This window comes from bacterium (assembly GCA_024742285.1).
GTDB lineage: Bacteria > Myxococcota_A > UBA9160 > UBA9160 > UBA4427 > UBA4427.
On the sequence record JANSYR010000001.1, the window covers coordinates 426,329 to 449,124 of the forward strand.

The 22,796-nt window shown below is 68.9% G+C and carries 17 protein-coding genes; 4 read left to right on the plus strand and 13 right to left on the minus strand.

Annotated features, from left to right (window positions below):
• Position 1 precedes the first annotated feature (1 nt).
• The 4 genes from NXI30_01900 to NXI30_01915 form a co-directional block, all read right to left on the minus strand.
• Entirely contained in the window at positions 2-880 is an 879-nt protein-coding gene (locus NXI30_01900; protein ID MCR9092946.1) for a dienelactone hydrolase family protein, read from the minus strand.
• Between the two features lie 140 nt (positions 881-1,020).
• Positions 1,021-2,265 carry a lipase family protein gene (locus NXI30_01905; GenBank protein MCR9092947.1) on the minus strand — a complete coding sequence of 415 codons (1,245 nt, stop codon included), beginning with the start codon at positions 2,263-2,265 and terminating at the stop codon, positions 1,021-1,023.
• Positions 2,266-2,509: 244 nt separating this feature from the next.
• Positions 2,510-3,253, minus strand: coding sequence for a class I SAM-dependent methyltransferase (locus NXI30_01910; GenBank protein MCR9092948.1), 744 nt, complete (start codon positions 3,251-3,253; stop codon positions 2,510-2,512).
• A 205-nt stretch (positions 3,254-3,458) separates the two neighbouring features.
• On the minus strand, positions 3,459-4,601 hold the full coding sequence (locus tag NXI30_01915) for an SMP-30/gluconolactonase/LRE family protein (GenBank protein MCR9092949.1): 1,143 nt from the start codon (positions 4,599-4,601) through the stop codon (positions 3,459-3,461).
• 157 nt (positions 4,602-4,758) lie between these two features.
• Here NXI30_01915 and NXI30_01920 point away from each other — a divergent pair, with 157 nt between their 5' ends.
• Positions 4,759-4,944, plus strand: a complete 186-nt coding sequence (locus NXI30_01920) for a hypothetical protein (GenBank protein MCR9092950.1) — start codon at positions 4,759-4,761, stop codon at positions 4,942-4,944.
• Between the two features lie 68 nt (positions 4,945-5,012).
• Here NXI30_01920 and NXI30_01925 read toward each other — a convergent pair whose 3' ends face one another.
• Both NXI30_01925 and NXI30_01930 read right to left on the minus strand, forming a co-directional pair.
• Positions 5,013-6,977, minus strand: coding sequence for a sulfatase (locus NXI30_01925; protein ID MCR9092951.1), 1,965 nt, complete (start codon positions 6,975-6,977; stop codon positions 5,013-5,015).
• 381 nt (positions 6,978-7,358) lie between these two features.
• The gene (locus NXI30_01930; GenBank protein MCR9092952.1) at positions 7,359-9,668 is read right to left on the minus strand and encodes a molybdopterin-dependent oxidoreductase; all 2,310 of its coding nucleotides are present in this window, start codon (positions 9,666-9,668) and stop codon (positions 7,359-7,361) included.
• 81 nt (positions 9,669-9,749) lie between these two features.
• Here NXI30_01930 and NXI30_01935 point away from each other — a divergent pair, with 81 nt between their 5' ends.
• Entirely contained in the window at positions 9,750-10,229 is a 480-nt protein-coding gene (locus NXI30_01935; GenBank protein MCR9092953.1) for a helix-turn-helix transcriptional regulator, read from the plus strand.
• A gap of 54 nt (positions 10,230-10,283) precedes the next feature.
• On the opposite strand, the gene NXI30_01940 is transcribed toward NXI30_01935, so the two are convergent.
• Entirely contained in the window at positions 10,284-11,579 is a 1,296-nt protein-coding gene (locus tag NXI30_01940; protein MCR9092954.1) for a hypothetical protein, read from the minus strand.
• 212 nt (positions 11,580-11,791) lie between these two features.
• Here NXI30_01940 and NXI30_01945 point away from each other — a divergent pair, with 212 nt between their 5' ends.
• Positions 11,792-12,700, plus strand: coding sequence for a TIGR03621 family F420-dependent LLM class oxidoreductase (locus NXI30_01945; GenBank protein MCR9092955.1), 909 nt, complete (start codon positions 11,792-11,794; stop codon positions 12,698-12,700).
• A 57-nt stretch (positions 12,701-12,757) separates the two neighbouring features.
• Here NXI30_01945 and NXI30_01950 read toward each other — a convergent pair whose 3' ends face one another.
• The 6 genes from NXI30_01950 to NXI30_01975 form a co-directional block, all read right to left on the minus strand.
• Positions 12,758-14,722, minus strand: coding sequence for an NAD(P)/FAD-dependent oxidoreductase (locus tag NXI30_01950; protein MCR9092956.1), 1,965 nt, complete (start codon positions 14,720-14,722; stop codon positions 12,758-12,760).
• Positions 14,723-14,775: 53 nt separating this feature from the next.
• Positions 14,776-15,723: an LLM class flavin-dependent oxidoreductase gene (locus NXI30_01955; GenBank protein MCR9092957.1), complete on the minus strand. Its 948-nt coding sequence runs from the start codon at positions 15,721-15,723 to the stop codon at positions 14,776-14,778.
• A gap of 162 nt (positions 15,724-15,885) precedes the next feature.
• Complete coding sequence (locus NXI30_01960; GenBank protein MCR9092958.1) at positions 15,886-16,695, minus strand: DUF3014 domain-containing protein; 810 nt, start codon at positions 16,693-16,695, stop codon at positions 15,886-15,888.
• A 104-nt stretch (positions 16,696-16,799) separates the two neighbouring features.
• Positions 16,800-18,332, minus strand: a complete 1,533-nt coding sequence (locus NXI30_01965) for a transporter substrate-binding domain-containing protein (protein MCR9092959.1) — start codon at positions 18,330-18,332, stop codon at positions 16,800-16,802.
• A gap of 23 nt (positions 18,333-18,355) precedes the next feature.
• Positions 18,356-21,076 carry an efflux RND transporter permease subunit gene (locus NXI30_01970; protein MCR9092960.1) on the minus strand — a complete coding sequence of 907 codons (2,721 nt, stop codon included), beginning with the start codon at positions 21,074-21,076 and terminating at the stop codon, positions 18,356-18,358.
• Between the two features lie 115 nt (positions 21,077-21,191).
• Positions 21,192-21,866, minus strand: a complete 675-nt coding sequence (locus NXI30_01975; GenBank protein MCR9092961.1) for an SRPBCC family protein — start codon at positions 21,864-21,866, stop codon at positions 21,192-21,194.
• 307 nt (positions 21,867-22,173) lie between these two features.
• On the opposite strand from NXI30_01975, the gene NXI30_01980 reads away from it, so the two are divergent.
• Positions 22,174-22,785, plus strand: coding sequence for a hypothetical protein (locus NXI30_01980; protein ID MCR9092962.1), 612 nt, complete (start codon positions 22,174-22,176; stop codon positions 22,783-22,785).
• Positions 22,786-22,796 lie beyond the last annotated feature (11 nt).

The following is a 22,796-nucleotide window of genomic DNA, read 5'->3' on the forward strand; positions in this document are numbered from 1 at the left end:
CCTAGGCGAGCGCCGCCGAGAAGAGCGCGAGCAGCCGACTCCATGCGCGCTCGGCCTGGGCCTCGTGGTAGACGCGCGAGTCGGGCGGACACCATCCGTGCAGCGCGCCTTCGTAGACCTCGATCTCGGCCGCCAGGCCGTTCTCGTCGAAGGCGCGGCGGAGCGCGTCCTTCGCTTCGGGCTGTTGCTCGTCGTCGTTCTCGGCGATCGCGAAGAGAAAGCGTGCCTTCATCTCGGGGACGAGGAGATGGGGGCTGTCTTTGCCCGGCGTGACGAGGCGGCCTCCGTGGAACGATGCGCCCGCCGCGACCCGGTCCGGTCGGGCGGCCGCGGTCCGCATCGTGTAGGCCCCGCCCATGCAGTAGCCGAGGGTGCCGATCGGTCGCTGGGGATCGACGGCTGCCTGCGCGTCCAGGTAGTCGACGAAGGTCGCGGCGTCCGCTTGCTGGACGGCGGGCGTGAGCGCACCCATCAGCGACATGATCTTCTTCCGGGTCTCGGGGTTCGCGAAATCGGAGCCCGGTTCGGGAATCGGCGCCGGTCCGACCCGGTAGTAGGGATTCACGGAAAGAACGGCGTATCCGGAGCTCGCCAACCGCGTCGCCATCTCTTCGATCGCCGGGCGCAGGCCGAACGCGTCGGGCCAGAGCAGGGCGGCCGGGTGACGCCCCTCCGAGGGATGCACGAAGAAGGCATCGGCCTGCCCGTCCGGTGTCGGGACGACGACGTTCTGCGATTCGAGCCGTGCCGACTCGGCGCCCGCCGGCAGCGCCATGGCCAGCCCGACACCGGCCGCGACCACGCCCAGCTCCCGCCGAGTCAGGCGAGCCCGTCGGGCGACGTCCTCGTCCATGTCCGCGAAGGTCCTCTCGTCACACATCGAACGTCTCCTCCCGATCGCCGTGGTAGCGAGATGCTACTCGCCGCGAACCCGATGTGCTGCAATGCGCCGTATCCGAACGCGAACCGCCCCGAAGCAACGCTTCGAGGCGGCCACGAACGCGGCGAGGGTCGACCCGCCTAGAAGTCCGCCCAGCACCCCGGCTCGGAAGGCGTCGGCATCGCGTCCTCGAGCAGGATTCCGTGATCGTCGTCGAACTCGAGCATCTCTTCATGCATGCGCTGCCAGTAGAGCATGTGGGTGTAGTTGGCGTTGTAGAGGGGGCCGCAGAGCGGGACGCCGCCGAGCGCGTCGCCCTCGCCGCCATCGAGGAGCAGGTCGCCGTCGTAGTAGAGGTTGTTCATGATGCCGATGTGGAAGAAGAGGGGCTCCGCCGTGACCATCGGCATCGGGTCGTACTGGATGCCCCAGCGATGCACGTTCGGCGTCACCTCGTTCTCGAAGACCTCCTGCCAGAGGACGTCGCCGACGGCCGGGGCGCCGAAGACGTGCACACCCTGGACCGGAATCGATTCCTCGAACTCGAGGCGGAAAGCGGTGATCTGGGCGACCGCCCCGCCGAGGCTGTGGCCGGTCAGCCAGAGACGACGCTGACCGCTGGCGAGGAGCGGCTCGATCTCTTCGAGCACCTCGTCGAAGATCACGTCGGCGGCGTTCAGGAAGCCGCGATGCATCCCCACCGACCGCACGTCGATCGTCTTGCAGTAGCCGAAGGCGCAGATCGTCGTGCTCTTCTTGCCCCACTCGGGCTTGAAGACCGGATCGAACTGCAGGTTGTTCTGCATCCAATCGGTTCCCGTCGGGCCGCCGGTCGAGCCTTCGAAGGAGACGATCACGAAGTCGTCGTCGTAGACCACGTAGGCCTTCGAGTCGCCGACGCCGGCCTCGATTCCGAAGAGCAAGGCAGGGTCCTGTTCGAAGCCCATCTCCTGGGTGGCTTCGCGTGCGTCGTCGAAGCCGAGGTAGGCCATCCCCGAGAGCTGGCCGAGGAAGTACGCGTTCGGCATCACGCCGTCGGGATCCGCGTCGAAGTCGGCGATGTCGTAGTCCGCGTCGAAGAAGTCGACCGGTTCGGGCGCCGGCGGCAGCGGCGAGCCCGGCGCGGCGAGTCCGCCCCCGCTGCCGCTTCCCGTCGACGTCTTTTCGGGACAGGGAGCGAACGCGCCGGTCCGCGGGTCGATTCGGATGCAGGTCTCGAGTCGGGGATCGACGGTCGGCACCGTCACCGGCTCGCTGCCCGAGTGGACGGTCGCGAGGGAGGAGCGGTCCGCCGCCGCGGCCTCGTCCGCGAGGATCCCCGCGAAGAGCGTCGCGAGGGCGAAGAGCGGGGCGATGAAGCACAGGCGGTCGAGGGAGCGAAGCATGGTCGGGATCTCCAGGTGGTTCTCGCGGCCTGGCGTGCTTGCCTGGCCCGATACCGGGAGTCTCGGCCGATGCGGCCCCTCGAACTGTGAAGCGCTTCAAAGAGCGGTCGAATTCCGTCGAAATTCCGACCCTTTGCGGACGATTCCGGGCACGCGGGGCCACCTGCAGCCGGGGCGCCGCCGGGCTCTCCGGATCGTCCCGCCGGGCTGCGTTCGCCCTGGCGCTCGCGTCCCGAGACTCTCCTCAGCCGGGAACGCGGAAGGCCCAGACGGCCCAGCCGAGGGCGTCCCGGCCGCAGGCGAAGTAGGCCTGATCGGCCGCCCGTCGCTTCGCGACCAGATCGGGCAGGTCCGGATCGTCCGGGTGCTCCCGCGCGAAGGCGTCGAGCGCCGCGTTCTGCAACATCTCGTAGCGGTCCCAATCCTGCAGCGAGGCGTCCGACATCCAGAGCAGTTTGAGTCCCTGCTCGACCGCGACGGCGTGGCAACCGGCCAGGTCATGGAAGACTTCGCGCGTGAGTCCCTCGGCCGCGAGGTACGCAGGCGTCGGCGCGGACCGCCAGTGCGGTTCACCGACGACGACGATGCCTCCGGGCTTCGCATGCGCGGTCAGCGCGCGCAGCGTCCCGGCATGTCCCTCCCAGATCCAGGACGCGCCGAGACACACCGCGACGTCGAAGCGCTCGTCGCTCGCGAAGTCCCTGCCGTCGCCCTCCACGAGCACGAGGTCGGCGTCGGGTAGCCGCTCCGCCTTCCGCTCGACCGCCCGGGCGAAGTGATAGGGCGACGCGTCGACGCCGACGCCGGTGACCCCGAAGCACTCGTGCCAGAGCATCAACATCTCGGCGTGACCGCACGCGAGGTCGAGCACCCGCGTCCCGGCCTCGAGCCCGAGCACCTCGCCGAGCTCGATGATCCGCTCGGGCGAGAACGGATTCATCAGGCCGTGGCGCGCATGCGTCACGTCGTAGTACCGCCACATCTCCATCTTCGCCCTCCTCGTCCTCGTCCTAGATGCGACGCGACGCGACGCGGGATGGGATCGCGAGGCCCGAAGGCCCACTTCGCGCACGTGCCGCGCGATCTCGCTCGGGGCGCAGGCGTCGTGGGTGTCGTGGGTACCGTTTGCATGGCGAGTGTCTTCGCTCATGCCGATCGAAGCCTACCCGACGACGACCGGAGGGTCGTCGGGCTCAGTCGTCGCCGAGCGCGATCCGCAGGATCCGATCGCCCTTGAAGGAGCCGACGAAGAGCTCGTTGCCGACCTGGAGACCGACCGTGCCAGCGCCCATCGGCTCTCCGTCGCTCTCGTAGACGACACCGAGATTCATCATCGACTCGGGATCGACCGCAACGATCGCGAAGGGGATCGGGCAGGGCCGATCCGAAGCTGCGAGGCACGCCTCGAAGAGCTCCGGGTCGTCGATCCCGCGAAGCGAGGCGACGAGAAGACGTCCGTCGGTCGACCAGGTCACGTTGTCCGGCGAGGACACGACCGCGCGTCCGACTTCGACACCTCGCGCGACGTCGACCTTCCGGATGCTGTTCTCGCCGCTCGCGTTCATGTAGATCGTTCGGCCGTCCGGAGACGAGGCGATGCCGTTGGGCATGACGCCGGCAGTGCCGGCAACGACGACGAAGCCCCCTTCCGCGGACCAGTAGAAGGCGGTGCCCGTCGGTCCGTCGGGGAAGCCACCGGACAGGTCAGCTGCACCGGCGATCGACGCCATCTTCGTCGTGAAGAAGCTCCCGTCGGAGAGGGCCGCGACCTCGTTCAGCGACGCGTCCGGCGGACTCGGCACGCAACCGCGCCAATCCACCTGCCAGCCGGTCCCGGTCTCGCGGACCTCGAAGAACTCGACGGCCTCTCGGCTGCCGTGCTGAACGACGAGCAAGGCGAGCCGCCCGTCGTCTCGACGCACCAGGTCGATGCCATGACTGTTGAAGCCCTCGCCCGGGGCGGTCGTGCATTCGGGTGCGCCCCAGCCCGCTTCCGCGGTCGCCGCGACCTCCCCTCCCCGGAAGACGACGGTTCTCGATTCGGAGGCCAGGTCGAAGACGACCAATCCACCCGAATGATCGTCCGCGCTCTGGCCGTACTCACCGATCAGGAGCGCCCGGTCTCCGGGGAGCGGAACCATGTCCTCGGGATTCGTGAAGCCGCAGATCGCGCGCGCCGGCCCCTTGCGCCCACACTCTTCCGTGGAGGAAGGCGTCGAGTCCGGCGCGGAGACCACCGCAGGGCCGTCGCCCTCGCAACCCGCGACGAGGGAGGCGAGCGCGAGCGCCGTGATCAGGGCGCAGAGCGGGGTGAGTCGAAGGGCTGCTCGGGACATGAGGACACTCCTGTCGGTTCACACCGAGACTCTACGACATGGCGCGCCCCTCAGGCACCGCCCCCCCGACGCGCCCCTGCCCGAAACCGGGGTACCCCAGCCGCATCCGGGAGGAATACACGATGCCCTACCTCCAGCCGCTGGTCCTCCATCTCGCGTGTTTCGCGATCGTACGCGCGACTCGGTACGCATCGTGCTCTGGCTCGCGCCCGGACTTTGCGCGCTCTTCGTCACCAGGATCGTGTACACGGTCCAGAAGCGGTTCGCCTACCGCGACGACCAGGCGCGAACGATCACGTTCTTCCCCGCGCGACCGCGACGCGAGCCCACCGCGCTCGAGTGAACGTCGGAAGACGGGTCGCCGGGATCGATCCGAATCGGGACCGGCGCGCAGTTCCATGAAGGCAGGGCTCAGTCCAGATACCCGAGGACGCGGAGCTGCTCACGCTGGGCCGCGGTAAGCGTCATCGCTGCGTTCTCCTTCTCGTGCGTCGCCAGATCCGGGAGCGAAGACTCCAGGGCGGCCGCGAGTTCCGCGTGGCTGGCAGCGATGTCGTGGCGTTCGAGCGCGTCGACTTCGAGGTCGAAGAGTTCGACGGGCGTTCCGGCGTGGTCGACGAGCTTCAACGATCCGTCGACGGTGGCCCGGGCGGGGCGCCCATGGTCCAGACCGTGTCGCGCGACCTTGAGCGCGTTGGGGAACATCTCGATCTGCACCACGGCTTTGATCGGATCGGGGGAACGCAGGTCGCGCCCCGATCCGATCGTCCGCCCCGTTCCGATCGCCGCGATCGTGGCGCCGACGTCGATCAGGCCGACCGGTTCGGAGGTCGCGCGAATCCGGTGGCCGAGGGGCGGACTGACGATCAGCGGAATGCGCGTGACCTCTCCGTACACGGTCGACCCGTGCTCCACGAGCCCGTGTTCTCCGAACGCCTCGCCGTGGTCGGAAGTGATCACGAGCCACGAACGGTCGAGGCGTCCACTCCGCTCGAGATCCGCGATCAGCGATCCGAGCGCAGCATCGAGCTCGCGAATCTCTTCGTCGTAGCGTGCCTCCACGAGGGCGAGCTCGGACGCCTCGTGCTCGGGCTGGGCCGGGCCCGGAGCGACCTCGGGCGAAGCGAACGTGCCGAAGAACTCGCGCTCCGGGACGTAGGGCGCGTGAGCCTCGAGATAGTTACCGAAGACGAAGCAAGGGGCAGCGCCACACGACTCCAGCGCCTCGACGACGGCGTCGTTGATCGTCGCCGCGGTCGCGAGGCCCTCCCCGGCCTTGGCGTGCCAGCCGGGCAACCATCTGCGGCGGATCGCCTCGGTGACGGGGGGCCGGGTCGTCACGCCGAGCGGGCGGAAGAAGACCTCGAAGCCACGTTCGAGTCCACTCGCCATTTCGAGCCAGCCGTTCGCGAAGATCCCCGCCGTGCGATAGCCGTCGTCGAAGAGGACCTCGGCCAGCGTCTCGACCGCGTCGAGCTCGACGCTTCGGATCCCGGTCGCTGAGAGCGCGCTCTCGGCCTGCACCCCGTGACGCGACGCGAGCTCGCCCGTGAAGAGCGAGGCGTGGGACGGAAGCGTCCAGGTCCCGTTCGCGAAGGCCCAGGGATAGGCGACGGCCTGCTCGCGGCGCTCGAGGAACGCTTCGAGCTGGGGCGTCGTCTTCCGGTGGTATCCGTAGACCGACATGTGGTCGGCACGAACGGTGTCGAGGACGAGCAGGATCACGTCGGACCGTGGTGATGCGACAGCGTCGGCGACGGAGGGCGACGGGATCGTCCGAGTCGGCGCAGGCGCGCCGAGAACGAAGGGGATCGCGACGGTCGCGGCGAGCGACGCGAGGGCGAGCGACGGAAGAAGACCCATCGGACGCGATACGGTGGCGAGCCGCTCGCAGGCCGCGTACCCGGCAATCGAGACCAGGATCGCCAGGGATTGGGCGATCGGGACCGAAGCCTCACCCTGAAACGCCGCGACACCGAGCTTCTCCACGATCCGCTCGGACACGAAGAACCCGACGCTCGACGACAACCCGACGGCGAGACCGAGCCGCCAGGCGCTGGTGGCCAGCGGCGTCGGCATCGAGAGCGCGGCCAGCGCGAGGCACGCCGCGATCGTGCCGGGGATCGGCCCGAGCAGGATCGCGACCTGCAATCCGGTCCAACCGGAGAGCACCGTCGGTACGCGCCATTTCGCGGGGAGCGGAGAGGCGAGCACGCAGAGCGCGAGTGCCAGGGGGAGCGACAGAAAGGCCGAGAAGACGAAATAGCCGACGTCCGGATCCCCTCCCCGACCGACGTTGAACACGAAGGCAAAGAGGACCGGACTGAGTACGGCGAACAGGACCGGGGCAGCGAGCGAGCGTAGACGAACGGCCATCAGGGGACTCCGAGGCGACATCGCGCGACTCGCTTGCGGCCGCTCCACCGGCGGGCACCCGAGTCGTCAGGGGGGCGCGTGCAACCGGTCCGGAGATACACCGCCCGCGGCCGGAATTGGCGCCGGCCTCGGAATCGTCGGGAGATCGTCCCGACGGCGCTTCGCGATCTCCATGAAATGCCCACATGGCTTCACGGAAGCGACGCGCGCGCTACGACCCCACGAAGGCGTTGCTGAATCGCGCACGAATCGTTGCGCGGCCGTGACCGAAGGCCGCGCGTCGGATACGTCCTCGCGACCCACGCTCGTCCTGCGCGCGCTCCGGTCCCCGTCGGCGCACACCGGTCCTCTCGCCTCGTCGGAGTCGAGCTGAGCCGCCCCCTAGAGCGTCTCCAACCGCGCGTGGACGTACTTGTGCCAGGGCGTCCCGGCCCACGGATCGCGGTCCGCGCTCGCCGTGAGCTCGTTGGGAGACACTCCCGTCACGACGTCGTTGCCGTCGGCATCGGGATAGACGAGCCCCAGGCCGTTCGGGATCGAGAGCGTGCCCTCGCGCATCCGATCGCTGGTCTGGACCTGGACCTCGGCGCTGCCACGATGGGTGACGACGCGGGCGAAGTCGCCGTCGGCGAGACCGAGCTGCTCGGCGTCCTTGGGGTGGACCGAGAGCTGGGTGCTGTCCTTGCCCTTCATCCACTCGGGATCGCGGATGCAGGTATTCGCCGTGTAGCCACGGCGTTCCCCGGCGGCCAGGATCATCGGGAAGTCGGGGCCGCCCTCCGGCACGTGCTGCTCACGCAGGCCCCGCATCTCGTCGAGCATCTCGCTCATGTCGAGGCGGACCTTCCCTCCCGGCAGCCGGAACTGGGTCGCCGCGTTGCCCGGCTCGTCGCGGGAGACGATCGCGCCCGACGGGCTGCCGAGGATGGCCTCGAAGAGACGCTCCCCGAGCGCCAGCCCCTCGCCTTCGTAGCCCGCGGCGCGGACGAGATCGGGGCTCTGCATGGCGTAGCGATGCGACAGGGCCCAGACGCCGGCGGACGCAGCCATGCCCTCGGGCAGGGTCGGGCCGAGGGTGCGGTAGACGACGTAGGGCAGGTGCGGACCGATCTTCGGGTTCGAGCCGAGCGCCGCGAAGAAGGCGGGGCCGAAGACGTCGCGCCCCTGCTTCGCGGCCTCCTTCAGCTCGTCGAGCTCGCCGTCCTCGAAGACACCGAGCGCCTCGATCAATCGTGCGTGGATCTCGGGTTCCGGGAGCGTGCCCTCGCGCGGAGAGAAGATCGGGTGCCGCAGGTGGAAGAAGTTCTCCGGGTGCTCGAAGTTGAAGAAGGTCGACTCGAGCTTTTCGTACTGGGACGGCGCGGGCAGGACGTAGTCGGCGAGTCGCGCGGTCTCGGTCATCGCGACCTCGATCACGACGACCGTGTCGAGTCGAGCCATCGCCTCGCGAAAGCGCTTCGCGTCGGGCAGCGAGTGGGCCGGGTTGGAGCTCTCGATCAGGATGCCCCGCGCGCGCTCGGGATGATCGGTCAGGATCTCGTCCGGGATCGCCGCGCCGGGCATCAGCCCGCCGAGGATCCGTTCGCCGCTCACCGGGAGGGTGAGGTAGTCGTGCTCGAAGCCCGCCTCGTCCGCCCGCTTCGCGGCGCCGGTCGAGCTCATGAGCGGGACCATCGGCGTCGGGAGATGCGTACCGCCGAGACCGTTCGCGAAGCTCCCCCGGAGCGTGAAGAGCAGGATCAAGAGGTAGCTGTTGAGCGTCGAGTGAATAGACATCTCCATCCCGATGTCCTCGTAGACGGCGATCTTGTCCGTCCGGCCCATCGCCTCGGCGACGGCGACGACGTCCTCGTGCGCCACGCCCGCGTAGTGGGCGTAGTCCGCGACCGGGATCTGCTCGAGGATCTCGAGCACGGGCTCGTAGCCCGACGCGTGCGCCTCGAGCCAGGCATGGTTCACGAGGTCGTGCTGGACCAGGTGGCCCAGGATCGCGGTCAGCGCCCAGGCGTCCCGACCCGGGCGAACGGCGAGATGGACGTCGGCCAGGTCGGCGGACTCCGTGCGCCGCGGATCGAGGATCACGAGCGTCCGGTCCTCGTCCTTCGACAGCTCGCGCATCAGGATCCGCGCGCGCTGGATCCCGTTCGACTGCCAGGGGTTCTTGCCGACGAAGATCGCGACGTCGGCGTGTTCGAAGTCCCCGTGGTAGAGCGCGCCGAGGGTCCGCTCGCAGGTCCAGTGCCAGCCGGTCTTCTCCTGGGAGAGCGCGTTTCCGCCGTAGCGAATGCCGAGGGCCGCCTTGACGGCGCCGCTGTACATGCCGCCCAGGTGGTTGCCCTGCCCGCCGCCCCCGTAGTAGAGGATCCGCTCGCCGCCGTGCTCGTCGCGGATCCGACCGAAGCGCTCGGCGATCTCGCGAAAGGCCGTGTCCCAGTCGATCTCCTCGAACGTGCCGTCGGGTCTGCGACGCAGCGGGCTCGACAGTCGATCGCGCCCGTTCTGGTAGTAGTCGAGGCGTGTGGCCTTGTTGCAGGTGTAGCCCTGGGAGACCGGGTGCTGCTTGTCGCCCTTCACGCGGGCGATCGTGCGGCCATCGTCTCCGACCTTGATCTGCACGCCGCAGTTCGCGTAGCAGAGACAGCAAGCGCTCGGCTGCCATTCGGGATTCGGCGGGGTCGTGGTTTCCGGCATGGAGTCTCCTCGCGTTTCGGGCACGACGGAAACCTATTCTTTTTGGTTGCTGGAAGCAACTGATTTTCGTAACCTCCGGTCATGGGTCGAAAGAGCTTCGAACACATGAACTGCGGCATCGCCCAGTCCCTCGAGATCCTCGGCGACTGGTGGACCCTCCTCGTCGTGCGGGACGCGTTCCTCGGCGTGCGTCGGTTCCGCGACTTCGAGGCGAGCCTCGGGATCGCCAAGAACGTGCTGACCGACCGGCTCCAGCGCCTGGTCGAGCACGAGATCCTCGAAACGGTCGACATCGGCGAGAGCGGGACCCGCTACGAATACCGCCTCACCGAGAAGGGTCTCGCCCTCCTCCCGATCGTCACGTCGCTCCGCGAGTGGGGCGAGGAGTGGATCCTCGGCGAAGGCAACGAGCCGATCCTTGTGAAGGATCGCCGTACGGGCCGGCGTCTCCCGAAGCTCCGCCTGCGCGATGCCGACGGGAACCTCGTCGAGCCGCAGGACCTCGTGGTCGAAGCCGGGCCGGGGGCCGATCGGGCGACGGCGGAGCGATTCCGGGAGTAGGCCGGGCCGTGGACCGCGTCTTGGTTCGAGCGTCCCGGCTCGCAGACTCGGGGGCTAGGCGGATCGGTCGCTCGTGTGCGACCGCGTCGCCCGCCGAGGCCGGACGCTCGCGAGCCCCGCGAGACCGAGTCCGAGCAGCAGACCCGTTCCGGGTTCGGGGAGGACGATCAGCACGGTTCGGGATCGACTACGGGGGCGGCCGAGGAAGTCCTCGATGACCTGGTCGACCGCGAGAAAGACCCTCCCGTCGTCCGACATCTCGAGGATAAAGCGAAAGTCCCATCCTTCGACGTCGAGGCCCGCGAGCTGCATGACCGTTTCCAGGGTCTGGACACCTGCGGCCTCGGTCACGACGAGTGGCGGATCGCCGATTCGATTCACACTCACCACGGAGCCGTCTCCGGACAGCTCCATGTCGTACTGCGACCCGAGCGCACCGAAGAAGTCGTCGTTGTACTGGATGATCCACGTGGCTCCGCCGTCGTCGAAGACCGCGGTGACCGGCCGTTCCCCGACGCTCCCGTCGTCGAGCTCGATCTCGATGGTGCCGAATCCGAGTCGACGCGCACCGTCGTGGCTGATGTCGCCCGTCCATCGCTGCGACCAGGCAAGACCGTCGGCATCCACTCCGGCGAGCCGCTCCGCCTCTCCGTCGCTATTCCAGCGAAGACCCGCGAGTGGGCTCCGGATACCCCTCGATGGGTCGTCCCTCCAACCCGATCCGTAGGCGACCCCCTCGTTCGTAATGCCGACGGTCGTGACCACGTCGAACTCCGGATCACGCTCGACGATCCGCGCGCCGTTCTCCGCGTCCCAGATCGCGACTTCAGGCAGCGAACCGCCGCCGAATTCCAGGAACTCGCTGCCGGCGGCGTATCGGCCGTTCGGGGAGATCGAGGTGAAGATGCTCGGATACTCGTTCGGATCGGGCCGGGAGACGACCGTCTCCGTATTCGTCTCCGCGTCGACGAGAAAGAAGTCGGCCTGCGGGGTCCGCTGCCCGATCGCGAAACGGTGGTCCGAGCTGAGCGCGTTGAGCCTGGTGAACGAATAGGGCGGCTGGGGATAGACGTCCTCCTCGTACCCAGTCGCGTACGTCCAGACCCCCCGATTGAACACGACACGGGAACCGTCGCCGGAAAGGCGCTCGCCACCCAGGAATCCGTCGCGCAGCAAGTAGATCCCGGGCGGCGGGGGAGCAGCGAGGGCCGTCGAAGCGCCGAGGAGCATCGCCAGCGCGACCAGGGTCGCCGTCAGGGCGAGGGGCAGGCATGCACGTCGGCCGCTGCGCTGTCCGAGAGCCCTGGGATCCGAGAGGTTTGTCCGCCGTGCCGTCCGATTCGAGACCAATCGCTTTCTCCGCGCCCGATCGAGCGCAAACGTGACCGCTCTGGAGTGGTCTCCGCGAGCCGAATATCGCGTACGAATCGCGGGCGCGATCGCCCGTGGTAGCCGAACCGCGCTCGTAGAAGCCCAGCGGCCCCCCCGATATCGTCTCGACCTGAAGAGCTCCGCGAGCGCAGAGGGCATCGATGAAGCAATCGCGTCGATTTCGTTTCGGGTTGAAGGTTCGTACGTCCGCCGACGGGAGGGATCTCGCGGAAGCCGCGCGCCGAGCGGAGAGCTTCGGCTACGACGCGCTCCTCGTCTCCGACCACCCCACCCACCCACAGCTCGGTCCGATCGCCACGGCCACGGCGCTCGCCTGCGCGACGACGACCGCACGCATCGGATCGAGTGTCGTCGCCAACGACTTCCGACACCCTGTCCTGCTCGCGAAGGAGTTCGCAACGCTCGATCGGCTCTCTGGCGGTCGAGCGGAGCTCGGGATCGGCACGGGTTGGAAGCGGGACGAGTACCTGGACCTCGGCCTGGAGTTCGAGCGGCCGGGACGCCGCATCGAGCGCCTCGGCGAGGCGATCGACATCCTTCGCGCCTTCTTCTCCGGGCAGCCCTTCGACTTCGAGGGCGAGCACTACCGGATTCGCGAGATGGCGCCCTACCCCCCGCTCTCGCGCCCGCGGCTCCCCCTCATGATGGGCGGCGGCGGGCGAAAGTTCCTCAGCCTCGCTGCACGCAAGGCGGACATCATCGGCATCAACCCGGCCGCACGATCCGGCGTCCACGACGTCGCGACGGATACCGACGCGACGGAAGTACGCACGGACGAGAAGCTCGAGTGGATCCGCGACGCGGCCGGGGAACGCTTCGACGAAATCGAGCTCGCGATGCAGGTCTATGCGGGACGGATCACCGACGACCGCGCCGAGGGCGATCGGCTCCTCCAGCAGCGGTATCCCTTCGCGATCGAAGAGGCACGGCGCGTCCCCTATGCCTGGGTCGGGAGCGTGGACCAGGTCTGCGAGGCGATCGAAGCGCATCGCGAACGCTGGGGGATCAGCTACTGGGTCGTGATGAGCGACGGAATGGAAGAGATGGCGCCCGTAGTCGAGCGGCTGGCGGGGCGATGAAGCGAGATGCTCCCGATCGCCGCTTGACGTCGATCGGGCGGACGCCAGTGCCAGATCTCAGCGCACATCGAGATCGTCGAAGTCCGGTTCCCTGAGCAGACTCCACATCTCGAGGGGCGTGAGCGGGTTCTGGGTCGCCGAGCGGCCGAACTTCGTCCAGTAGTAGTTCCGGGCGCGGGGATCGCTCCAGGCCATCTGCCCGTTCCGCTCGTCGATCATCTCGTTGTAGGCGCGGTAGGCCTCGAGCTTGACGTCGATCGAACGCTTCTCCTCGAGGACGAGGCGCTCGATGCATTTGAGCGCGTAGAGCGTCTCCATCTCCTGGAAGGCCGGGACGAGAAGGCCGCCATTGCTGTTCGGGCCGTAGAGCGTCCACAGGTTCGGGCAGCCCGGGATCATCGCGCCGACGTAGCCCTGGGCCCCGGTGTCCGCCCACAGCTTCTCGACCGTCATGCCGTCACGCCCCGTGATCGCCATCGGGAAGAGATACTCGGTCGCCTTGAATCCTGTCGCGTAGACGATCGCGTCCACTTCATGGACCTCGCCGCTCTCGGTCTCGACGCCCTTCTCGGTGATGGTCCGAATCGGATCCGTCACCAGGTCGACGTCGTCACGCTGGACGGCGTCAAGGATGCTGTACTCGGAGTCGACGATCACCGGTCGAGCGGAGAGCACCGGATGCTCCGGTGTCATCTTCGCGATCATCTCTTCGTCGTCCCCGAACTTGTCGCGCAGAAACTGGACGCAGTTGTCACGCGCCATCTTGTTCAGCTCGCTGATCGCGTGTTCGTCGTCGAAGTCCGGATCGATCTGCGCGATCGGCGCGAATCCTGCGGCGAATCCGCCAGCGACGCGGAGGCGCATGAAGTTCGTATGGAAGGGCAGATTCCGATCCAGCCAGGGCACCTCGGGCGGGAAGGCGTCGCGATAGCCCGGAGAGGGGAAGCACCACTGCGGCGTCCGCTGGAAGACCGTGAGGTGACCGGCTTCGGGAGCGAGTTCGGGGATCATCTGATACCCGGTGCAGCCCGTCCCGATCACGGCGATCCGCTTGCCCTTCGGATCGAAGTCGACCGGCCAGCGCGCGGTGTGCCAGGACGGTCTCTCGAAGCGCTCGATTCCCGGAATGTCCGGATCGCCCGGGCGATTGAGGAAACCGACCGCGGTGATGACCGCATTCGATCGCAGGGTCCGCTCGCCGCCGGGACCGTCGACCCGGATCTCCCACATGGACGCGTCTTCGTCCCAGGTGAGCGAGCGCACCTCGGTCTTGAAGGTGATGTCGCCGCGTACGTCGAAGGTGTCCGCGACCCAGTCGAAATATTTCTGGTTCTCCGTCCAGGGACAGAACGAGTAGGGGTAGCTGTAGTCGGAGGCGAAGGTGTGCGTGTAGAGACGACTCGGCGTATCGACCCGTGCGCCCGGGTAGCGGTTCTCGTGCCAGGTTCCCCCGACGCCTTCGTTCTTCTCGAGCACCCGAAAGGCGATGCCCGCACGCTTCAGCTGAATCGCCGCGTTGAGCCCCCCCATGCCCGACCCGATGATCGTCACGGAGAAGTCCCGACCGCGGTCGCCGGGTTCCCGGGACCAGTCGAGCCCGCGTGCCCACGGATTCACCGCCAGCTCTTCGAGCCAGAGATCGAACGCCTCGGGCTCCAGCTCGCGGCCCATCGTGAGCGCCATGCTCTCGGCCAGCCGACCCGAGGGTCCCATGTCGATCGGACCCGCACCGCGATCGCGATACGACTGGAGGAAGTCTGCGGCCTTCCGCCGAATGAGCGCGGCGGCTTCCGGCGTCGCCTCGATCCCGCCTGCGAAGCCGCGGGCGGTCCCGACGATCACCTCGGTCGCCGCGATCTCGGCGTCGCCGGTGAGTTGGTAGACGAGTCCGCGGAGGACCATCGAGTCCGCGTGTTCCAACGCGGCTTCGATCTCGGCGTCACTGGCTTCCAGGAGCTCGGTACGGGCCGCGGCGGGGGCCGTCGGGTCCTTGCGCAGGGCGTCGGTCGGGGCGTTCGTCATACCCCCGATTATAGGAAGCGGCGGCACCCGTCGGGGACGAAATCGAGGCTGCCTCAGACCAGCTCGGCGAGCGCCGCCCAGGTCCGCTCGACAGAAGCCTGGGGATCGTCGCCCACACCGACGGGCAGGAAGGCCATCTCGTCGACGCCCGCCTCCCGGTACCGCGCGAGGGCCGCTGCCAGCGCCTCCTGATCGCCGTGGGGCACGACGGCGTCGATCATCGCGTCCGTCCAACCGTCGCGCGGCCCGTTCTTCGCGTCGGGGACACCGCAGCGCTCGAGCAGCGCCGCATACGCTTCGAGACGCGGGTAGAGATCGAGATAGGCGTGGACACCCGCGCGGACCTCCTCCCGATTCGTCGAGAGGATGCAGGGCATGATCATCACGACGGGCGGCACCGGACGCCCGGCTTTCTCGGCGCTCTCCCGAAGCGTCGGGACGATCGTGTCGCGCACGTAGGCCGGAGGCGCGAGCCACGGCAGGACGCCGTCGGCGTGCCGACCGGCCGCGCGGCACATCTGCTCGCCGAGCGAAGAGAGGAAGAGTGGAATCGGCGGCGACTCGACGTCGATCTCCCAATCGACGCGGAACAGTTCACCCTCGAACTTCGCGTGCTTGCCGTCGAAGACCTGGCGCAGGATCTGGAAGTACTCCGACGTGTGCCGGATCAACCGATCGAAGGGCAGGCCGAAGCAGTCTTCGATGATCGAGGCGTGCCCGGGTCCGAGGCCGAGCCGCAGCCGTCCATCCGCCGCCGCCTGCGTCGTCAACGCCTGCATCGCCGTCACCAGGGGATGGCGCGTGTAGGTCGGCAGGACGTTCGTCGTGAGCAGCACGCATTCGGTCCGCCCCGCGGCGACCGCGAAGACGACGAGCGGGTCCATGTTGTGGCCGCAGCCGAGCATCGCCGAGTGGAAGCCCAGCTGCTCCGCCCGCTCGATCCAGGACACGGCCCGATCGAGCTCGCGAACCTCCGGCGGTAGAACGATCGACTGCTTCATGGGACCTCCTGCGTGGGACGCCTCGGGCGGCGTCTGCGCAGGAGGGTACGTCCGAATCGACGCGCGGGTGAGGCCTTCCGGCCGACCCTTCAGACGTCGAAGGAGACGTGACGAGAGCAGGCTGGCGAGCGCGACGCTCGCTGTGATCGCCCAGTAGGTTGTTCATCCGGCCTCGAGCATCGCCCGTCGAAGATCGACCAGATAGGCCCGCATTCGCGCGTGGTTCCGCGCCCCGAGCCTCATCAGCTGCTTGTCGAGCGGGGGCAGCGCCTCGAGCGCCGGGTCCGCGTACCGATAGAGCACCTTGGGCCGGACCAGGACGGGGTCGCGCGGTGGCTCGGGCGCTTCGAGCGCACGATCGATCGCTTCGAGCACCGCTTCACGCGGCGTCGCCTCCGTACCGAGCTCGCCGAGGGCCGCCGCCAGGATCGGCTCGATCGACAGGACCACCGACGCCGCCGTCGACGGGGAAATCGATTCGAGCAGGTCGAGCAGGGGCTCGAATCGCGCGGCGTTGGCGGGATCGGGGTAGATGCGGCCTTCGCGCTCGAGAACGCGATACGCGCCGCCGGGGCGCAGGAACTGGAGCTGCCGATGGGGCAGCTCGCTGCGCGTGGCGTTGTCGACCAGCACGGCGAGCCGGCGTACGAGCTGCTCTCGCGCGACCCAGTCGGCGGGCAGATCGAGCGGTGCCAGCTGATCTCGCACGAAGGGGTCGCTGTCGGCGAGCGGCGGCACGGGCGCCTCTGGCTCGGGCGGCGCGGGCACGGGGCGCGTCACGGCGGGTGACGGTGGCGCCGCGGGCGCCCGAGGCGGTGGCTCGACGGGATCCGGACGCTCGACGGCAGGCACTTCGGGCCGAGGCTCGGGCGGCGGCGACGGTGTCGTCGGCACGAACTCGTCTCGAAGCAGCCACCAGGCAACACCCAAGGTGGCCAGGATCGCCACGATCACCGGTACGGTACGAAGCACGGTCCCCTCCTTCTTCCTTCTATCTATCTACGCCCGGGCCGCGCGGCGGGCATGAAGGACCGACGGCGGAGACGCGCTTGCGGTTCCCGCGTGCGGCGACGGTGTCACTCGATCCCCATGAGCACGTACGACAGGTACCGCTGGTTGATCTCGCTCACGTACTTGACGGGCTCGGCCTTGCGCATGCCGAGCATCGCGATCTCGACGTGACGGAACCACCGGTCGGGGTCGAGCCCCTGCTTCGCCGCCCGCCTGCGCGCGAGCAGGACGGTCCGAGGGCCCGCATTGTAGGCGGCGAGCGCCATCCGAAGCCGGTCGCGCTCCCGCATGTCGGGCTCACTGTCGAAGTATCGCTGCTTGATCCAATCCAGGTATTTCAGGCCCGCGTGCACGTTGTTCGACGCGTTCTCGGCGCCGGCCACGTCGGCGATCCCCACGTAGGGCTCGCGCGCGGTCGTGGGCTTGATCTGGAGCAGCCCGACCGCACCCGAACGATTCCGGGCCGCCGCATCGAAGCGCGACTCCTGATGGGCCATCGCGGCGACGAGCCGCCAGTCGAGATCGAAACGGGCAGCGTGCTCGCGGAACAGGGCATCGTAGTCGGAGAGGCCGCGCTCCTCGGCGTCCGCCAGCCGACGTGCGACGCGGCCGCGTCTCTTGAAGTACCGCTCGATTGCGAGGTTGCCACGTAGACTGCCCTGCCGATGGCGGCGCAGGAAGGCGTTCATCTCGGCGAGCAGCCCGTCGGCGCCGAGGCGCGTCGCCCAGGCGAGCTTGCCGCCTTCTCGGAGCGGAGGGGCCTTCGCGATGCGGAGCGTCGGATGGAGGGCGACGAGCGTCTCCGCAACGAGGCTGTCGGCCACCGTGTACGGAAAGCGACGGGCCGCCACGAGTTCGAGGATGCGCTCCGTCTCGAGCCCGCCGTCGACGGGAAACACATCGACCGGCGGGCGCCCCGCATCGGCGAGGGTCCGATCGAGACGGGCGAGACTCTCGGCGAAGCTGCTGCTCGCGCGAACGGCGACGGTCCGGCCCGAGAGCTGTTCGAGCCGCTCGAGCGCCGGCGCCTGGTCGTGGGAGACGATCCGCTCGTCGACGCTCTGGTAGGGCTTCGAGAACGCGACCTGCTCCGCGCGTGTCGGCGTGATCGTCAGGCGCGCGGCGATCAGGTCGCCCGCCCCTTCGAGCAGGAGCGGGATCAACTGGTCGTCATCCACGGGGATCAGCTCGAACTGGATCGGCGGGGAGCTCGGGGGACGCTCGTGTCGCTCGTTCAGGAAGCGGGTGAATCCGCGTACCATCTCGTACTGGTAGCCGCCCCGCTCGCCGTCGTTCAGGAAGAAGTCGAAGGCGTTCCGCGAGGTCAGCACCCGAAGGAAGCGTGCTTCGAGCACGGTCTCGAGGCTCGCCGGGTAGCGATCCGCCACGTGCCGTCCGAGGGGTCCGGCGGTGGCCTCGGTCAACACGGGGTCGACGGGGGCCTCCGCGGCCTCGGCCTCGGCGGGTGCCGAGGTCTCCGAGGGGCGAGGGTCGGACGCCTCCTCCGAGCAGGCGAGAAAGGCGAGCAGCGCGCTCAGGATCAGCGCCATCGTGATCGGGAGCAATCGAGGACTTCGGGGATCGAGACGACCGTCCATCGCGGAGGAGTAGCACGGCGACCTCATGCGACTCGCCCGGTCACCGACCCCAGCCGCTCCGCGAGCACACCGCTCAGGTTGCCGAGCACGCGCGCGGCGATCCGAGGGTGGCGGCGGGTGAGGTCCTCGAGGTGGGTGCGCTCGAGACGTAGCAGCCGTACCTCCGAGCGCGTCCAGACGTCGGCCGTCCGTTCGCCCGTGAAGACCGCCGCCTCGCCGACGAGATCGCCACGCCGCATCGAGCGCAGGCCGATCGATCCTTCCGGCCGCTCCGTCGAAGCCTCGAGCAGGCCGTCGATCACGACGTAGAGGGCGTCGCCGCGTTCGCCCTGCTTCAGGAAACGGCGGTCGGCGGGCACCTCGATCAGCTCCGCCATCAACGCGACGATCCGCGCCTGCCAGGGGCGGAGACCGGCGAAGAGCGGGATGGTGCGATCGGGCGCGTCGCCGAGGTCGAGGGTGAGCACGTCCCAGAGCGAGACGATGCGCATCCGGGTGGCGAGCGACGGCGTGAAGGTCAGGTCGTTGGCCCAGGCGATGGCGAGAATCACGGCGGCGAGCACGCCGAACTCGACCTGGGCCCGGATCTCGCTCATCAGCAGGGCGAGGAAGCCCAGGCAGAGCGCGAGGGTCGTGACCGTGACCGGACGACCGATCTCCGCGACCGCTTCGAGCACGCCCCGCTCCTCGTCGGCGTGCCGGCGGGCCGCCTCCTTGAAGTGCACCAGCAGATGAATCGTGTCGTCGACGGCGATGCCGAGGACCATGCACGCGACCAGCCCGGTCGTGATGTTCAGCGTGACGCCCGTCCAGCCGAGCACGCCGAAGTAGATCGCGATCGGGATCAGGTTGGGGGCGAGGGCGAGGAGGCCGGTCTTCAGGGAAGTGAAGAGGAGCGCCAGGACCAGGTAGATCAGCGCGATCGCCGTTGCGAGGGAGAGCGCCTGGCCGAGCGCGATCTCGTCCATCGTGCGGCTGAGCAGCACGGTCTGGCCGGTCACCTCCGCCTCGAGCGGCGCGGGCAGCGTCGCGAGCCGCTCCTCGATCCGGCCGACGAGCGCCATCACGTCGACCGAGTCGATCGCGCTCGTCCGCACGACGACGTTGGCGGCGCGGCGATCGGCGTCGACGAAGCGATCGACCTCCTCGTTGCCGCCGAGCACGAGCAGCTGACCGACGAGGGCGCGCGACTCGGGGACGCGCAGGGCCGCCCGGTCGCCCTCGCGGAAGCCCTGGTTCAGCACCCGAACGTAGTCCGCGAAGGACGTGCTGCCCGCGACCTCCGGCTGCTCGGCCAGCCAGGTCTGGAGCGCGACGAGGGTCTCGAGCCGCGCGGGCTCGAGGAAATCGTCCGGCTCCGGGCTTTCGACGAGGATCTGGAATGCGTTTGCCCCACCGAGGGCCGCGTTCACACGGTCGAAGTCGAGGCGGACGGGGTTGTCCGCGCGCAGGTTGCTCACCATGTCGGTGCTGATCTCGATCCGCCCGATGCCCGCGGCGGCGACGACGGTGGCGAGGAGCCAGACGGCCATGACCGCGTCGCGATGACGCAGGTCGAAGCGCGCGATCCGGCGCAGGAAGGCTTCGAAGCGGCTCTCGGCGGGACGCTCTTCGGACGCGGATCGGGGCGCGGGGCGCCGCAGCAGCGCCAGGCACGCGGGGCCGAGGGTGATCGAGACGAAGGTCGTGGCGAGCACGCCGACGGCGCAGAAGACCGCGAACTCACGGACGGCGACGATCGGGCTGGTCGCGAGAGAGAAGAAGCCGATCGCGGTCGTCAGGCCGGTGAAGCAGATCGGCTGGATCACACGTCGCAACACGTCGGTGGCCAGGTCGGCGGGCGCCACCGCCGCCGGAGACTCCGCGGCACGCGCGTAGTAGGCGGAGACGACATGGACCGCGTAGGCGAAGCCGACCGCGATGATCACCGGCGGCGCCGCCACCGTCACGGGGTTGAGCTCGCCGAACAAGGTGCCGACCAGGGCCATGGTCCAGACGAGGCCGACGCCCACGGTCGCGAGCGGCAGCGCCACACCCCGCAGCGTACGGAACGACGCGAAGGCCGCGAGGGCCATCAGCAGGACCGAGAAGGGAAGCACGCCTCCGAGGTCACCCAGCATGAGCCGGTTCGTCTCCGCCTTGACGTGACTCCCACCGGCTATCCACACCTCGAGCCCGCCGGCCTCCTCGGCGGCGATCCGACCGAGGCGCTCGTCGAAGCCACTCTCGATCAGGTCCCGATCCGAGAGGTCCAGCAGCGCGATCGAGATCGCCGCCACCCGACCGTCGAAGGACACGAGATTGCCGGCGTAGATCGGGTCGGCGAGCGCGCGGCGCCGCAGATCGGCGAGGGCCGAAGGGTCGGTCGGCACGTCGTCGTAGAAGGGCTCGATCTGGAGCTCGCCCCGTTCGCTTCGGATGTTGAGGGCCGTGGCGAGACTCGAGGCGTACCGGACCTCGGGCTGGTCCTCGATCCGCTCGGTCAGGCGCTTCAGACGCTCGAGCACCTCGGGCACGAACACGTCGTCCGCCGCGATCGCGACGAGCAGCAGCTCACCGCCATCGAAGAGCGCGTTCGCGCGCGCCGCGGCGGCGAGCCCAGGATCGTCTCGCCGCAGCATGCTCTCGATCGACGGGTCGAGCAGCAGTCGCGGCGTGCCCGTGAAGGGATCGACGATCGCGGCGAGCGCGAGCAGCGTAGCCACGAGGATCGTGCCGACGACCCGGCGAGGATGCTGGGTCACCCGCCGAAGCCACCGGGACCGACGATTCTCGACCGGCTCGCTCACAGGCCTGCGCGCCTCCCGACCGAAGCATCGCAGACTGGACGCGGTTCGCCGACGCCGGGGGACCGGGGCCTCAGCGGAGGGCGAGGTCGGTCCGAGCGAGCCAGTCGTGGGCGCTCGCCACGATCGACCGCGTACTGCGCTCCGTGAGGCGTGCCTGGAGCATCCGCGGCAAGACCGGGCCGATCTCGACCTCGCTCGCGTAGACGAGCAGCGAGCGATCGGGCCCGAGCGCGTGGACCTCCCAGAGACCTGCGACGTGCTTCAGGTCGCTCTCGTGCTGGTCCGAGAGGGCCCAACGGATCCGCCGCGCCGTGGCGTCCCACGTGTGCCGAATCGTGTAGTCGATCCGCGTGAGGAGCACCGGCATCGAATAGCGGTCGACCGAATCGTGGCTCGAGCGTGAGACCGGATCGATCGAGCCGACCTCGCGCATGAACTCGCCGTGGCGCGTCGTCTGGATCAGGCGCCCGAAGACCTCGTCCGCGGGGCGCTCGACGACGAGCAGCGCCGAGATGAGCTCGGGACAGCCCTCGATGAACCCGGGCTCGGGGAAGGCGAAGCCGCGCTCGGCGAGGGGCGCGGCGATCGGGTCGGGCAGCGCGTCGAGCCACGCCTCCGCCGACTCCTCGACGACGGGCGGGAGCATCTCCACGTCACAGCTCGCATGGGCGACGCCCGCGAGGCCCCAGAACACGACCAGGACCCCGAAGAGCTGCGTGGCGTTTCGGACGATGACGATCTGCATGGCAGTTCCTCCCGGTCGCTCTCGACCCTGAGACGAGGATCGCTCGCGGGCGATATCGCTTCCGAGAAGCAGGCCACACAACGCTTCTTTTTCCGCTTTCGCGGGACGCTCGCCACGCCGCCGCGGGCACGGCACGACGGGCACACCGGATTTCCCGTAGGCGGCCTCACACAGGTCGGCCCGGACGCTGATCCTGATACCGTCCCCGAGGTCGGGCTCGATCCGGATCCGCCGACCGCCTCCCCGATCGCTCCGGGGGCGATGCCGACGCTGGTCGTGGGTCGCCGTCTCCGGCAGGATTGGAGGCATGCGGACGCCGACCGTCGCGATGCTCCCGCGACGCGTCTCCGGGAATCGAGGACGGGAAATGCCGATCACCTATCGCACGCTGCCGGTTCCGGCCTTCGAGGCGTTCACCGCGCGGATCCCCGCCGGCGCCGTGACCTTCGGCGTGGAGTATCGAAGGCTCGATGAGGCCGTGATCCTCGACTTCTACGGTCCGGACGCCCGCGATCAGTTCGATGGCGTCACGCCGGCGGGCATGGAGGGAACCATCGAGGAGGACGGGCTCTGCCTCCACGTGTTCGGAACGAGCGACGGCGCCGAGTACCTGCGCTTCGACTGCTTCGACGACGCCGCGCACTATCATCTCCTCGACCCGTTCACGCCCCGCAACGTCGTGGTCGAGCACGACGTCGCGCGCCGGGGACCGCTGCTCGACTGGGCGCTCGCGTCGTTGCTCGATCGACTGCCGGAGCTCCTCACAGAGGCAGGCGCGTCGGATCTGGCCGCGGCGGTCGATGCCGGACGTGTCGCCCACGCACTCGAGGCGGTGAAGATCGAGGTCGAACGCGCACTCGCGGCCGGTGCACCGATCGCGAGCGGCTCGCGCGATGGGGTCGGGACGGAAACGGGGTGAGGATTCACGGC

Excerpts from the sequence above, each read along its gene's own strand:
- NXI30_01900 (MCR9092946.1), bottom strand. The coding sequence starts at position 880 with ATGTGTGACGAGAGGACCTTCGCGGACATGGACGAGGACGTCGCCCGA.
- NXI30_01905 (MCR9092947.1), bottom strand. The coding sequence starts at position 2,265 with ATGCTTCGCTCCCTCGACCGCCTGTGCTTCATCGCCCCGCTCTTCGCC.
- NXI30_01910 (MCR9092948.1), bottom strand. The coding sequence starts at position 3,253 with ATGGAGATGTGGCGGTACTACGACGTGACGCATGCGCGCCACGGCCTG.
- NXI30_01915 (MCR9092949.1), bottom strand. The coding sequence starts at position 4,601 with ATGTCCCGAGCAGCCCTTCGACTCACCCCGCTCTGCGCCCTGATCACG.
- NXI30_01925 (MCR9092951.1), bottom strand. The coding sequence starts at position 6,977 with ATGGCCGTTCGTCTACGCTCGCTCGCTGCCCCGGTCCTGTTCGCCGTA.
- NXI30_01930 (MCR9092952.1), bottom strand. The coding sequence starts at position 9,668 with ATGCCGGAAACCACGACCCCGCCGAATCCCGAATGGCAGCCGAGCGCT.
- NXI30_01935 (MCR9092953.1), top strand. The coding sequence starts at position 9,750 with ATGGGTCGAAAGAGCTTCGAACACATGAACTGCGGCATCGCCCAGTCC.
- NXI30_01950 (MCR9092956.1), bottom strand. The coding sequence starts at position 14,722 with ATGACGAACGCCCCGACCGACGCCCTGCGCAAGGACCCGACGGCCCCC.
- NXI30_01955 (MCR9092957.1), bottom strand. The coding sequence starts at position 15,723 with ATGAAGCAGTCGATCGTTCTACCGCCGGAGGTTCGCGAGCTCGATCGG.
- NXI30_01965 (MCR9092959.1), bottom strand. The coding sequence starts at position 18,332 with ATGGACGGTCGTCTCGATCCCCGAAGTCCTCGATTGCTCCCGATCACG.
- NXI30_01975 (MCR9092961.1), bottom strand. The coding sequence starts at position 21,866 with ATGCAGATCGTCATCGTCCGAAACGCCACGCAGCTCTTCGGGGTCCTG.
- NXI30_01980 (MCR9092962.1), top strand. The coding sequence starts at position 22,174 with ATGCGGACGCCGACCGTCGCGATGCTCCCGCGACGCGTCTCCGGGAAT.